Below are 14,277 nucleotides of genomic sequence, written 5' to 3'. Positions count from 1 at the left end.
CCACCATCAATAAATGTATCACTGTAAAATAACCTTAAACTGAACAACGTTATTGATATATAATCAAAAATTGAACAATAATATAAAAATCCGTTTAGTTTAATTACCTGCTTAAGTATATAAACTGCACCTTTTGGTACCGTTTAGCTATGCTCATTTTGGCCAAAATATACACGGATAATAATACCAACTCGCTTAATTAATTAGTCTATTTGAGCCCGGAAAAACATAGCTAACACTAGGTTTGGGCCCGCAAATGATTAAGTATTATTGCAAAACTGGTAACCCCCCTTAAATAATGTGCTGTTTACAAGGAGCATACAATGGCATTTGATTATGGTTCTATTGATCTTGGGTTAAAAAACCCCTTTAAGTTGGAAGGTAAAGTAACCGCGCTAAGAGGTATTATTGAGTCGGTAGCAGGCGTAAGTTTACTTGTTATAGCTGCAAGCTCGGTGAAAGAAAGTACCACCGCAGGCTGGATTTTAATGCTATTTGGCATGTTTATTTTAGCGCTGGGTATTCGCTCTTTATCGTCAGGTATTTATGCCACCTTAAAATACTTTGTAGGTAGAAACCACCCTACATCGCTTGCGTATAATTTTAGTAAGTCTGAGAGCTCTACCGCGCAAGAAGAAAAAAAAGAAGTAGCCTATAACGCCCAATCACTCGAAGAAATGCTGGTTGGTCGTAAAAACAGTACCTTTAAAGAGCCTAACGGATTTTTATCTCGTTTGTTACACAGCTTAATTCCCAAACTGTTATTTTTACCTTACCCAATTCGAAATGTAGCGCAGCGATTATTTGGCTCATGGGTGAGCACGCTTGTTGCTTTAGTTGCTTATGGGCTTGTAGCGTTTGTTTCGCTGTCGGGCTTTACTGGGGAAGCTGGCGAATTGGCCTTTCCGGTTTACAGTGCTATTTTAATGTTTTATGTGCTTTTTTCTTGGCGCTCAAGTAGCAAACCTATCTCTCGCAATGCTGAAAGAAACATTGAAGCGCTGGGAGGCGGTACATTAGCTAAAATTATTTCGTTGTCATTTATTTTGCCTATTGTTATTGGCCTTTCTATGTCGTGGCTAATGCAAGAGCAACATATCAGCAAACAAGAAATAGACGCGTGGCTGGCACAACTGCCAAACTTGCATTCTGGCATATACCTCATTGCCATTATTATATTAGCAACATTAAGCTGCGCATTAGTATTTACAATGATCAAAGCACGCTTAAACGCAGTGACCCCTACCGCCGAAGTGTCAGAATTACGTGAAAACTGGCAAGAGTCTGTTCACCCTGATGAAGTATTTATAAACCTTGATAATCTTGTCATGGCAAATAGACGCTACAAAGAAGTGCCTAATAGAGTTTACCGAGAGCTAGACCCCAAATTGCAAGAGCAAATAGAGGGTAAAGGCGGTTTTAAAGGCGAAATGATTCAAGAGGTTCAGCCTAAACTACATGCTATGGAGCTAGGTAAAAACTTTACCCTAGCCAGATTAGTTGCGCTAATAAGTGCTAATTTACTTTATATTGTGGCATTAGTATTAACGGTGTGGTTAGCCTATTCATTAATAGATATTTATTACTACATAGATAGCGCTAATATTAATAATTTACAGCAAGCGTTTAATAATCAAAACGTTATACAGTTTAGTAGCTTACTAATGAGCAGTGTTCATATTTTAATAATAGCAGTGATTATTAAAGCCTTTGCTCGTTTACTGGCTAACTGTGCTCATTTATTTTTTGCCGAAATGCAGTTTGAATCATTACTTGTGTACTTTAAATGTGAAGGCACATTTACCGAATCTAAAATTTCAACGGGGACAGGTATTCACGACAGCACCCGCTCAGAAAACACCTTAGTGCGCAGCAGTATCACGCCATGGGTCATTGTCTCTCGTGTTATTACGAGCACGTTTGCTGCCACCGGTATGAAAAACCTTGAGCATCCTCGCCATATAATGGAAATGCACAAAGATGAAGGTCAATTACAAGCCATTAAAAATGATGTAATTGCCTTTCTAAAAGACCGCGAATCGATTGCTTCAATTACCAGTGAGCGCGATTTAGGCAATGCATCGCAAATACATCAATTAAACCAACAAACCCGTGCAATACCTACTCAGCAAGCAATAACAAAAGAGGATGAAGAGGCCGCAGGTTACCTAAGGCAAGAAGAGAACTTGACACCAGAGCCTAAAGCTTAATAATCGCTTTGCTATATTTGTAAAAGCTAAACTGCGCCGCGGTTTTAATCTAGGCAACTAGGTTACAAACCGTGCGCGCACTAAATACTTACCACTAAACCTTTTTTAAATACCCGCTTGTTAAAATTTATGGTGTTTATCTGCCTTATTATTAACGTATTTTTAATTGTCCTTCACTTTATTGAATCATTTATACCTATTTGACCGATTAATTCTAAATTTACGCATAAACCCCTTGCTTTATGCGTTAAAAACCAAATAATGAAGCAATTATAAACTGGGTAAGAATGAGGAAAATGAGCTATATACTAACCACCCAATGTGCCGACGATGTAGGCCTAATTGCCAAAATTACAGGGCTTTGCCACGCGCACAATTTAAATATTACACGTAATAACGAATTTGTAGATAAAGACGCCAAGCGCTTTTTTATGCGCACTGAACTAACCGGCGAGCCACAAAGTGACTTTTTATCGCAATTACGCGCTTTATTACCTGAGGGTGCACAACTTGCTCTACATGATGATACAAAAACTAAAGTGGTACTGCTTGCAACAAAAGAAGCACATTGCTTAGGGTCTGTATTGCTTAAACAGTTTGAGCAAGCGTTAAATATTGAAGTATTAGCTGTGATTGCCAACTACCCAGATTTAGAGCCATTAGCAAAAGGCTTTGATGTGCCTTTTCATGTTGTTTCGCACGTAGGCCTAAGTCGCGCCGAGCATGATGAAAAAGTAGGTGATTTAATTGCCTCTTATAACCCTGACATTATTGGCTTAGCAAAATACATGCGCATACTAAGTCCTGAGTTTGTGGGTCGCTTTGAGAACAAAATTATTAATATTCACCACTCGTTTTTACCGGCCTTTATTGGCGCTAAACCGTATCATCAAGCATTTGAGCGCGGCGTAAAAATTATTGGTGCTACGGCTCACTTTGTAAATAATGAGCTAGATGAAGGCCCTATTATTTTACAAGACGTTACCAGCGTAACGCACGCTAATACCGCTGAAATGATGGCTAAAATGGGTAAAGACGTAGAAAAAACCGTGTTTAGTAAAGCCTTACAACTAGCTTCTGAACACAAACTATTTATTAACGGTAATAAAACCGTGGTATTTAGCTAATACCATTGCGCATAATTAAGTGATCTATTTTGAGGATGGATAAACGTGTTGATAGCAAGGCAAAAAATTCGCTATTTAGTTGCTCTAAATGAGAATTTTTTAACGCAGATAGCGACACGTTTAGCCCCTGAAAATGATTAAGTATTATTGCGGATTGGTATAAGACACCTTTTTACATACTATAAAGCCAGCAACAGGGCTCTCCCCTTTTGCTGGCTTTTTTATGCCTAACAGCTTAATTAGAGTCAGATATTAGCTGTAGCTGTGTTTTATCCGACACCGTATTTAATTGTAAATTGGCATCCACCATTAAGGTGTGTAATAAATAGGTGACTCAGGCCCTACTGGCAAGCCTAAAGCAAACACCCATACGTAAAATAAAATGACCCAACCGATAAAAAACACAATACTGTATGGCAGCATAGTGGCCACTAACGTTCCTATACCCATGTCTTTTTTATATTTAACTGCCACCGCTAAAATTAAGCCAAAATAGCTCATCATTGGGGTGATTAAGTTAGTCACAGAGTCACCAATACGATACGCCGCTTGAATGGTTTCTGGCGCGTAACCAATAAGCATAAGCATAGGCACAAAAATAGGGGCTGTAATCGCCCACTGCGCCGATGACGATCCTAAACTCAAGTTAACCATTGCACACATTAATATAAACAATACAAATACTTCTGGGCCAGTAAGGTTTAACGCTTGTAATAGTGCTGCACCATTAATTGCCAAAATAGTGCCTAAATTAGTCCATTTAAAAAAGGCCACGAACTGGGCTGCAAAAAATACTAATACTATATATAAACCCATTGAGCTCATGCTTTTACTCATTGCGTTAATAATGTCTTTATCGTTTTTCATGCTGCCAACAACACGCCCATAAACAAAGCCTGGCACACTAAAAGTTACAAATATAATTGCGACTATTCCTTTTAAAAAAGGCGAGCCTGCCACTTGGCCTGTTTCTGGGTGGCGTAAAATACCATCGGCAGGAATAATCGTCCAAGCAAATAACGACAGCACCACTAACAGAGCAACGCCCGCCCATTTTAGACCGTTTTTTTCTAACGTGGTAAGTGTATCAATATTGTTTTGTGACAAGTCGATACTGGCTTCATCGGGGTTATATTTACCTAAACGCGGCTCTACTATTTTTTCGGTTACAAGTGTACCCAGTGCGGCAATAAGTAATACTGATATCATCATGAAATACCAGTTAGCCTCGGCGCCAACCTCGTACGTTGGGTCAATCATTTGTGCTGCAGGCGTAGTTATACCTGCTAATAATGGGTCTATTGTGCCAAGTAGTAAGTTAGCGCTATAGCCGCCAGAAACACCAGCAAATGCAGCCGCTAAGCCAGCTAAAGGGTGGCGCCCCAAACTATGAAATATCATGGCTGCAAGCGGAATTAACACCACATAGCCAAGCTCAGAAGCTGTGTTAGACATTATGGCCGCAAACACCACCATAAAGGTAACTAAACGCTTTGACGCGCCCATAACCATGCCTCGCATAGCAGCAGAGAGTAGCCCTGAATGCTCTGCAACACTTACCCCAAGTAGTGCCACTAAAACAGTGCCTAAAGGCGCAAAACCGGTAAAGTTAGTAACCAGGCCAGCCATAATACGCTGTAACCCCTCAGCACTGAGTAAACTAACAACTTCAATTACTCCATCAGGCGCACGCCCTGCTGCCCCAATCGGTCGTGGGTCAATTGCGCTTAGCCCAAACCAATCGGCAATACCACTTATTAGCACAATTGAAACCGCAAATATCGCAAATAAAGTAATGGGATGAGGAAGCATATTTCCTAAAAACTCAACGGTTGCCAAAAAGCGATTAAATAAGCCGTTATTGTCTTTAGGTTGATTATTAGGTGAGTGTGTGGAGTCTGTCATACTTGGCTCTATAAATTACAAAATTGCGCTAACCTAGCATTGTTTGCAAAAGAGATCATGTATAAAAGGTAAATGACGTGTAGGTTTTAAGTTTAAAAAGCGCTGCTTGAGTGTATTGGCTTTTGTGGATTGAAGTTTTTTCAGTCTTGCCATATCACCCAGAGCAGCGCATATCTGGTATTTTTAAGCGCTTATCACCTATTAACTGGCAATAAGCACATTAGCTAGGCACGGCTTTGCCTAAACGATAAACAAATTTTAGCGCTTTTAATATTTTAAGCTTGCTCTATTGGTTCTAGTTGTAATTTAGCTGCAATAAGAACGGCTTGGGTACGGTTATAAACGCCAAGTTTTCTAAAAATTGCGGTAATGTGTGCTTTGACTGTTGCCTCAGAAATATGTAGTTCGTACGCTATTTGCTTATTTAGTAACCCTTCATGAAGGTATTGCAATACACGATATTGCTGCGGCGTTAACGATGCAACCTGCGCGGCAATTTCTCTGTCTTCTCCTTCTATTTCGGCTACTTTATTTTTTAACTCTTTTGGAAGCCACGTATCGCCTTCTAGTATTTGGTTTATAGCATTAGCAATATCATCTGAAGATGATGACTTAGGAATAAAGCCCATTGCGCCATAACCCATTACCTTAGACACTATGTTTATGTCTTCACTTCCTGAGACAACCGCTATGGGTAAGCTTGGGTAGTCTTCGCGAATGCGGATCAGGCCATATAAATCGCCATTACCTGGCATGTGTAAATCTAGCAGTAATATATCAAGATCTTCTTGTTCGCTAAGTACTTGCAATGTGCTGTCAAAATCTGATGATTCAAATACCTCTAAATCGTCAAACTTAGCACTTAATGCTCCTTTTAGTGCCTCGCGAAATAACGGATGATCATCCGCTATTAAAAACTGACTCATGGTTCGCTCCTAATAAATTCGGCCGCCAATAAGGTATAAGGTACTTACTGACAGCCGATATACTACGTTTAGAATCAACTTGTAATCAAGTTTTTAACGCGCATTTAACGATTTAATCGGTTTTCTATGAGCTCATCTACCACGGTTGGGTCTGCAAGTGTTGATGTGTCCCCTAGCTGTTGATGTTCATTTGCGGCTATTTTACGTAAAATTCGACGCATAATCTTACCTGAACGCGTTTTTGGTAGGCCTGGCGACCATTGAATCATATCAGGGGAAGCTATTGGACTTAGTTCTTTACGTACCCAATTACGGACCTGAGTTGTCAGCTCATCACTTACAGTAACGCCTTCATTTGGCGTAATGTAAACATAAATACCTTGGCCTTTAATATCATGCGGATAACCGACTACGGCGGCCTCTGCTACAGCTTCATGCGCTACCAGCGCGCTTTCTATTTCAGCGGTGCCTAAGCGATGCCCTGATACATTAAGCACGTCATCAACACGCCCTGTGATCCAGTAATAGCCATCTTCATCACGACGACAGCCGTCACCTGTAAAGTAAACACCGGGGTAAGCACTAAAATAGGTTTGTTCAAAACGTTCGTGGTCGCCATAAACAGTACGCGCTTGTGAAGGCCAGCTATCTAATATCACTAAATTACCGTCAACGGCACCTTCAAGTGTATTACCCTCTGCATCAAATAGAGCCGGCGCAATACCAAAAAACGGATGCGTTGCTGAACCTGGCTTAGTTTGGGTGGCACCAGGCAGCGGGGTGATCATAATGCCGCCCGTTTCGGTTTGCCACCACGTATCTACAATTGGGCAATTAGCATTACCAATATTTTCGTAATACCACGTCCATGCTTCAGGGTTGATGGGTTCACCCACCGAGCCTAAAATGCGTAAACTTTGACGATTAGATGACGCGGTTGGCTCATCGCCTTTAGCCATTAACGCTCGAATAGCGGTTGGTGCAGTGTATAAAATGGTTACGCCGTGCTTATCAATCACCTCTCCCATACGCCCTGCGGTTGGGTAGGTAGGCACGCCTTCAAATACCACTTGCGTACAGCCATTAACCAGTGGGCCATAAGCAATATAGCTGTGGCCGGTGATCCAACCTACATCGGCGCTACACCAATATACGTCGTCCTCTTGTAAATCAAATACATATTCGTGGGTCATTGATGAGTAAACTAAGTAACCCCCTGTAGTATGCACAACCCCTTTTGGTTGGCCGGTAGAGCCCGAAGTATATAAAATAAAGAGTGGATCTTCTGCATTCATTGGCTCCGGTTCGCACTGCGCCGGTTGGTCGGCAACAAGCTCATGCCACCAAATATCGTGCTCGTTCCAATCAACTTCGCCGCCGGTTAGCTGATGTACAATAACGTGTTCAATGCTTGTCACCGACTCTTGTGCTACGGCTTCATCAACATTCGCTTTCAAAGGGACACAATTACCAGCTCGGCGGCCTTCATCGGATGTGATCACCACTTTAGCGCCAGAGTCTTTAATTCGATCTGCAATGGCTGAGGGCGAAAAACCACCAAATACAACCGAGTGAATAGCACCAATACGTGCACAGGCCTGCATGGCGTAAATTGCTTGCGGCGTCATCGGCATATAAATAGCAACTCGGTCACCTTTTTGTACGCCCAGTTTTTTTAAACCATTAGCAAAGCGTGCCACTTCATCATGTAATTGTTGGTAGGTAATGTTTTCACTTTGGTTTGGGTTGTCTCCTTCCCAAATAAGCGCAACTTTATCGGCTTTGGTTTTTAAATGGCGGTCAATACAGTTATAAGAGGCATTTAAAACGCCATCTTCGTACCATTTTATATCGATATGGCCTTTATCAAATGAGGTGTTTTTTACTTTAGTATACGGAGTAAACCAATCTAAGCGCTGGCCATGTTCACGCCAAAACCCTTGTGGGTCATCAATCGACTGTTTGTAGAGTGTATTATATTTTTCGTTATCAACTAACGTCGTTTTTTCAATATGTGCAGGAACAGGATAGATACTTTGTGACATCTCAGTCTCCATTTTTATAACTTGCCATGATTAAAGGATTACTCAGCAGTACTTTATTGAGTATTAGACCTTAGTTGTACAACCCTTCTAATTAACATTTTGTGGTTTATAATCTCGCCGCTCATGACTTTTTTACATAGAAATACAGTATGTTAAATATAAGTAAGTGGCCATTGAATTACTCTTAAACCTTCGTCTTATAGACCAATAGGTAATTGAGTAAATTTTGCACATATTTAAAAGTGGTTTTCGGACATTAAAATAATGATGCAGCCATGCAAGTTAAACACTTATTTAACGAACTCGTAGCGTGATGCAAGATAAATAAATTTTTATTCGTAAGTAATACCTGTAGCAAGTAATACATTTGAACGTTTAAAAAGCAACAAACAACAAGTAGCCTTTAAAGGACACCACAATGAAATTTACCCCATTAAAAACTCTTGCAGCGAGTGCTGTATTATGTGCTTTAACAAGCACGGCTTATGCGGCAACTGCAGCTAAAGTAGGTAACACCGAATTTACTTACGGCGGATACATTAAGCTAGATACAATGTGGAGTGATTACTCTGCAGGCGCTCCTGATGGCTCGAATGTAGGGCGTGATTTTTACGTACCAAGCACACTGCCAGTAGGCGATGACGATGATTCGGATGCCGTATTTGATATGCATGCACGTGAGTCACGTTTTAACTTTGGTACGTCAACGTTAATGGATAACGGTAAAACAGTTAAAACTAAAATTGAGTTAGACTTTTTAGCTTCAGCCCCTGGCGGTAACGAGCGCGTATCAAACTCTTATGCGCCACGTATTCGCCATGCATTTGTAACTTACGATGGCTGGTTATTTGGTCAAACATGGTCAAACTTTCAAAACGTGGGTGCACTTGCAGAAACACTTGATTTTGTAGGCCCTGCTGAAGGCACTGTTTTTGTTCGCCAAACGCAAATTAAGTACACAACCGGTGCTTGGTCGTTCTCACTAGAAAACCCAGAAAGCACAATTACCACTCAAGGTGGCGCACGTGTAGAAACAGATGATGCGTCACTTCCTGATTTTACTGCGCGCTACACACACAATGCCGATTGGGGTAACTTTGTAGTTGCAGCACTTGCTCGCCAACTTACTTATAAAGTAGGCGATGTTGACGCTGATGAAACCTCGTTTGGTATTAGCGCTTCGGGCCGTGTAAATTTTGGCGAAGACTACCTTAAATTTATGCTTACTCAAGGTAAAGGCCTTGGCCGTTACGTGGGCTTAAATGTTGCCCATGGTGCAGTGCTTAATGGCGATGAACTAGATGCAATAGACTCAACATCTGGTTTTGTTGCTTATCAACATAAATGGACAAGCCAGTGGCGCTCAACTTTCTTATATTCTTTCTTTAGTGCTGACAACAACACCGATCTATTAACAATATCAGGTGACCCTGTTGAATCAAGCCAAAGCTTTAGTGCAAATATTTTATACTCACCGGTTAAGCGTTTAACATTTGGTGCAGAGTTTAAACATGCCGAGCGCGAAACAGAAAGTGGTATTGACGGCGATTTAGAGCGCTTACAATTTTCTGTAAAATACAATTTTTAATTAAACATGGCGATCACAATAAAGCGGCTTAGGCCGCTTTTTTTTAGCTATACAACTTGAACTCTGCTTAAAAGGTTTAATAGTACTGTGGTAGTAATGGTATTTAAGAATGCTTTTTTGTCTGAGATTTTCAGTAAATTAAACACGGTTAGCGCTTAAATAAGCTTAAATAGCAGCATTTGGTAGAGCTCAGATAAAAGTTTGCACAGAAATAACACTCTCTTTGCGATTAAGGGATATTACCTTAGCGCTAAACTAAGCGGCTATTTAGTTGCTAAAATCCACTAAATCCCCACAATTTCGGATAACTACTAATTATTTTGCACAAACAACAAACATGTTATTGAAAATCACTCTCATTTAGATTATGTTATGCACTTCTTTTTTGAACCTATTGGAAAAACACATGTCGTCCCAACAAATTTTGCGTTTATCTAAGCTAAGCCTTATTACTTCACTTGTTTTATCTGGTCATGCATTTGCACAAGAAACTACAACAAATACAGATGACTCATTAGAAAAAATAGCAGTATATGGCCAGCATCATAAAAACTACATCACCGAAGATGCGCAATCTGCTACAAAATTAGGCCTAACAATCAAAGAAACCCCACAAAGTATTTCTGTTGTTTCTCGCGCTTTAATGGATGATTTTTCACTAGATGATATTAACTCAGTGCTAGAGAGCACCCCCGGTGTAACTGTAGAGCAAATAGAAACTGACCGTACTTATTTTAAAGCCCGTGGCTTTGAAATAACAAACTTTCAGGTTGATGGTTTAGGCATCCCACAAAGCTCAGGCTCTATTCAGGGCACTTTAGATACGTCTATTTACGACCGTGTAGAAATTGTACGTGGTGCAAACGGCCTTATGACTGGCGCAGGTAACCCATCTGCAACCGTAAATATGGTATTAAAAAAACCAACTTACATAACTCAAGCGCATGCATCTGCATCGTATGGTTCATGGAACAACAAGCGTTTAGAGGTAGATGTTTCAACGCCAATTAACGACGACCACGCTGTGCGCGCCGTATTTACCAAGCAAAAAGCGGAGTCATACCTAGATCGTTACGAAACAGATAAAACAATTGCTTATCTTGCTTACGAAGGCAAGTTGACCGATGACACGACATTAAGCATCAACTATGTTAACCAACAAAAAGATGCCGATAGCCCACTTTGGGGCGCACTCCCTCTTTATTACACCGATGGCACAGCAACAAACTACGACGCCTCTACAAGTACGGCATCTGATTGGTCTTACTGGGATAACAGCGCAGAGCAAGTATATGTAACACTTGAGCAAAACCTATCGGCTACGTGGGTTGCAACAGCGCGTTACGCACACATAGAAAACGAGCAAGACTCAGAACTATTTTACGTATATGGCACACCAGATAGCGAAACTGGCCTTGGTTTAACAGGTTACGCAAGCCGTTACGACTACGAAGATAAGCACGATTTATTTGATTTATACGCCAGCGGTAAATTTGATTTATTTGGCCAAGAACACGACCTGTCATTTGGTGTTAGCCAAGCAAAAATGGATTACAACGAGCAGTCGCTTTACGATTACACCACGGGCAACGGCTTCCCAGCCATGCCTTCGCTTGATACGTGGGATGGCGTAGTACCTGAAGCAACCCTTGCTGATGGCTTAAATGGCAGTGACATAGAAAACAAACAGCAATCAGCTTATATGTCTACTCGCATTAAATTAAGCGCTCCGCTAAGCGTGTTAGCAGGTGTACGTTACACTGATTGGGAAACATCCGGCACTGCTTATGGTGTAGAACAAACACGTAACGACAGCGAAGTTATCCCGTATGTGGGGGCTGTGTATGACTTTAATGAATCACTTTCAGCCTATGCAAGTTACACAGAGACCTTTGTGCCACAAAAAGAGCTTGATATTAATGCTGAGCAATTGGCGCCAATTACAGGTAAAAGTAGCGAAATTGGTTTAAAAGCACAGCTTTTAGACGATCAAGTATTTGTAACCTTTGCTTACTTTGATGCAAAACAAGAAAACCTAGCTGTTGCATTACCTGATTCATTACCAGGCGATACTCGTTATTATGGTGCTGATGGTATCACCAGTGACGGTTTTGAAATTGAATTAAGTGGTAAAGTAACCGAGGATTTAAGTGCAAGTATCAGCTTTAGTAATTTAAGTATTGATGGTGATGATTTAGTTGAAGATTACACGCCAGAGAACCAGCTAAAACTGGCTGCAACTTACCAAGTACCATTTGTTGAAGGCTTAACATTTGGTGCAAATTATCGTTGGCAAGACTCTGTTAGCCGCGTACAAGTTGAAGATGCAACCGGCGCTGCACTTGTAACCACGAACCAAGATGCTTACGGTATTCTTGATTTAATGGCTAACTACAAAATTACAGAAAACGTTGGGGTTACTTTTAACGTTAATAACACCACAGATGAAAAATACCTACACAGCCTATACTGGGCTCAAGGTTATTACGGTGCGCCGCGTAACTACGCGCTATCTGTAAACTGGCAGCTATAAGTCGCTTTTTTAAAGTACGGCTTTTAAATTTAAACGGCACTTTTAAGTGCCGTTTTTGTTTTAAGCCCCTTTAAGTTAAAGCGCTTATCCCCCCTCCTTGCGCTATCTACCTTATGCAAAGTACTAGCAATACCATGCTTTTATTACGCGCCTCAATTAAAACGCGAACTTGTTAGCCAGCATCACTATAAATATGGCTAAGCGCTATTTAAACTGCATCTATTAAAGCCTGTAGGTTATAGTTTTAGCGTGCTTTAAACACAAAAAAGGCGCTAACCACTGCTGGTTAGCGCCTTTTAAAGCTCGGGTCAAATCAAGCTTAGAGAACGTTTACACTTAAAGGTCAGACTCAGCGCCTAATACGTCTTCGCCATCTTCTGGCTCAACCGTTGCTTTTAATAGCAACATATCACGTAACTTACCTTCAATTTCATCTGCAATTTCTACGTTTTCTTTCAAGAACTTAATAGAGTTTGATTTACCTTGGCCTACTTTATTGCCGTTGTAGCTGTACCAAGCACCTGCTTTTTCAACAATTTTGTGCTTAACACCTAAATCAATTAACTCACCTTGTTTAGAAATACCTTCACCATACATAATGATGAACTCAGCTTGTTTAAACGGTGGTGCAACTTTGTTTTTAACTACTTTAACGCGGGTTTCGTTACCGACTACCTCATCGCCTTCTTTAACAGAGCCAATACGACGAATATCAATACGCACTGATGCATAAAACTTAAGTGCATTACCACCGGTTGTTGTTTCAGGGTTACCAAACATTACACCAATTTTCATACGAATCTGGTTAATGAAAATACATAGCGTATTTGAGCGTTTAATATTACCTGTAAGCTTACGTAGTGCTTGCGACATTAAACGTGCTTGTAAGCCCATGTGCGAGTCGCCCATGTCGCCTTCAATTTCAGCTTTTGGTGTAAGCGCTGCAACAGAATCGACAATAACAACATCTACAGCACTTGAACGTACTAACATGTCACAAATTTCTAATGCTTGCTCACCGGTATCTGGCTGAGACACTAACAGCTCATCAATGTTAACACCTAACTTTTGTGCGTATACCGGATCAAGAGCATGCTCAGCATCAACAAAGGCACATGTTTTGCCTTCTTTTTGAGCCTGCGCGATAACTTGCAAAGTAAGCGTTGTTTTACCTGAAGACTCAGGGCCATACACTTCAACAATACGCCCCATAGGCAAACCACCTATGCCTAAAGCAATATCAATCCCAAGTGAGCCTGTAGATACAGCATCAATATTTAGGGCTTTGTTATCGCCCAGTTTCATAATTGATCCTTTACCAAATTGACGCTCAATTTGTGATAGTGCAGCGTCCAGCGCTTTTTGTTTATTATCGTTCATTCTGTTCTCCAAATCCGGCTAATGCGAACAAGTATACTGTATGAAATCACAGTATCAAGTGAAATTTATAATTTTATCTTCTCGATAGTACTTTTCAATGCAAATTCAATAGCTTGCATTCTAACTTGCGCTCTATCGCCGTTAAATATTTGCTTAAACGTAAATTGTTCATTGGCAATTTGTATGCAAAACCACACAAAGCCAACTGGTTTATCGGACGTAGCGCCACCTGGCCCCGCAATGCCCGAAATCGCCACTGCAACATCAGCTTTGGCAACGCTTGCGGCACCAAAAGCCATCTCTTTTACTGTTTGCTCACTCACCGCACCAAATTGCTCTAGCGTAGTATTGGCCACATTAAGCAGTTCATGCTTAGCTTCATTACTATAAGTAACAAATGCGCGGCCCAAATAACCTGAGCTACCTGGCGTATCTGTAAGCGCATAACTCACTCCGCCACCAGTACATGATTCAGCGGTAGTGATCCATAAGCGTTTATCCGTTAAAATAACGCCCAATTGCGCAGCAAGTGTTTTAATCTCTTGATGTAATTCCATATTCAG

Annotated in this window: 9 protein-coding genes; 4 read left to right on the top strand and 5 right to left on the bottom strand. The window is 40.8% G+C overall.

Annotated features, from left to right (window positions below; genetic code table 11):
* The first annotated feature begins 323 nt into the window (after nt 1-323).
* Both NQT65_RS11205 and purU read left to right on the top strand, forming a co-directional pair.
* A complete protein-coding gene (locus NQT65_RS11205) occupies nt 324-2,210 on the top strand; it encodes a hypothetical protein (protein ID WP_256845374.1) in 1,887 nt (628 codons plus the stop codon).
* Nucleotides 2,211-2,506: 296 nt separating this feature from the next.
* Complete coding sequence (purU, locus tag NQT65_RS11200; RefSeq protein WP_024033106.1) at nt 2,507-3,337, top strand: formyltetrahydrofolate deformylase; 831 nt, start codon at nt 2,507-2,509, stop codon at nt 3,335-3,337.
* 309 nt (nt 3,338-3,646) lie between these two features.
* Here the strand turns inward: purU and NQT65_RS11195 are convergent, their stop codons facing one another.
* The 3 genes from NQT65_RS11195 to acs all read right to left on the bottom strand — a co-directional run bounded on the left by NQT65_RS11195 (nt 3,647) and on the right by acs (nt 8,213).
* Entirely contained in the window at nt 3,647-5,242 is a 1,596-nt protein-coding gene (locus NQT65_RS11195; RefSeq protein WP_126007954.1) for an AbgT family transporter, read from the bottom strand.
* A gap of 275 nt (nt 5,243-5,517) precedes the next feature.
* The gene (locus tag NQT65_RS11190) at nt 5,518-6,168 is read right to left on the bottom strand and encodes a response regulator transcription factor (RefSeq protein ID WP_004586197.1); all 651 of its coding nucleotides are present in this window, start codon (nt 6,166-6,168) and stop codon (nt 5,518-5,520) included.
* A gap of 104 nt (nt 6,169-6,272) precedes the next feature.
* Nucleotides 6,273-8,213 carry an acetate--CoA ligase gene (gene acs, locus NQT65_RS11185; RefSeq protein ID WP_024033109.1) on the bottom strand — a complete coding sequence of 647 codons (1,941 nt, stop codon included), beginning with the start codon at nt 8,211-8,213 and terminating at the stop codon, nt 6,273-6,275.
* Between the two features lie 418 nt (nt 8,214-8,631).
* On the opposite strand from acs, the gene NQT65_RS11180 reads away from it, so the two are divergent.
* Nucleotides 8,632-9,801 carry a DcaP family trimeric outer membrane transporter gene (locus NQT65_RS11180; RefSeq protein WP_004586195.1) on the top strand — a complete coding sequence of 390 codons (1,170 nt, stop codon included), beginning with the start codon at nt 8,632-8,634 and terminating at the stop codon, nt 9,799-9,801.
* Between the two features lie 406 nt (nt 9,802-10,207).
* Nucleotides 10,208-12,334, top strand: coding sequence for a TonB-dependent siderophore receptor (locus NQT65_RS11175; RefSeq protein WP_126007957.1), 2,127 nt, complete (start codon nt 10,208-10,210; stop codon nt 12,332-12,334).
* 336 nt (nt 12,335-12,670) lie between these two features.
* On the opposite strand, the gene recA is transcribed toward NQT65_RS11175, so the two are convergent.
* Both recA and NQT65_RS11165 read right to left on the bottom strand, forming a co-directional pair.
* Nucleotides 12,671-13,714: a recombinase RecA gene (gene recA / locus NQT65_RS11170; RefSeq protein WP_004586193.1), complete on the bottom strand. Its 1,044-nt coding sequence runs from the start codon at nt 13,712-13,714 to the stop codon at nt 12,671-12,673.
* Nucleotides 13,715-13,779: 65 nt separating this feature from the next.
* A complete protein-coding gene (locus tag NQT65_RS11165; RefSeq protein WP_004586192.1) occupies nt 13,780-14,271 on the bottom strand; it encodes a CinA family protein in 492 nt (163 codons plus the stop codon).
* Between the last annotated feature and the right edge of the window lie 6 nt (nt 14,272-14,277).

Origin of the sequence: Pseudoalteromonas agarivorans (assembly GCF_024518735.1) — a bacterium.
GTDB classification, from domain to species: Bacteria; Pseudomonadota; Gammaproteobacteria; order Enterobacterales; family Alteromonadaceae; genus Pseudoalteromonas; species Pseudoalteromonas atlantica.
Note: the sequence above shows the minus strand (reverse complement) of the source record. Positions and strands in the feature narration are given on the sequence as shown.